We start from the raw sequence: 705 nt of genomic DNA on the forward strand, positions 1-705 counted from the left end.
TTTTATAATTATTACATGAGCCTAAATGATATTTTACATCACCAGAAAATAAGGTTTCTATATAATCTTTTCCCTCAAATTCATTAAATATTTGTGAATATGACTTATTAAAGATATTGGCTAACACATTTAATCGCCCTCTATGAGCCATACCTATAACAATTTCTTCAACCCCTAACTCTGAAGAATGATTAATAATTTCATCCAATGCGGGAATCAAGGTTTCTCCCCCTTCTAATGAAAAACGTTTCTGTCCAACAAATTTTGTGTGTAAAAAATTTTCAAATGCTACTGCTTGGGACAATTTTTTTAGTATTCTTTTCTTTTCTTCAACGTCGAGTACGGGCTGATTAAAATCTTTTTTTAACCAATTTTGAATCCAAAAAATTTCTTCCGGTTTTCGAATATACATATATTCTATACCAATTGAACTGCAATATTCTTTATTAAGAATCTCAATTATTTCTCTTAAGGTATAGTCACCTTCCAAGCCTATTATTTTGCCGTTTACGCGAACTGATAAATCTGATTGGCTAAGTCCAAAATTTTCTATGTTCAAATCAGGTGTATATTTTCTTCTTTGTCTTACCGGATTTGTTTTAGTAAATAAATGTCCTCTTGTCCTATAACCATTTATGAGATTTAATATTTTGAATTCACTTATTATATCTTACTAAATTTCAAACTTATTACTAGAAGTTGTAT

At 28.9% G+C, this 705-nt stretch carries 1 pseudogene; it reads right to left on the reverse strand.

Annotated elements, in window-relative coordinates:
* Window positions 1-670: pseudogene (locus M3Z80_RS09700) on the reverse strand (2-oxoglutarate dehydrogenase E1 component); the annotation flags it as partial.
* Window positions 671-705 lie beyond the last annotated feature (35 nt).

The sequence above is a fragment of the Apibacter sp. genome (assembly GCF_025291155.1).
In the GTDB taxonomy this organism is placed as follows: Bacteria; Bacteroidota; Bacteroidia; order Flavobacteriales; family Weeksellaceae; genus Apibacter.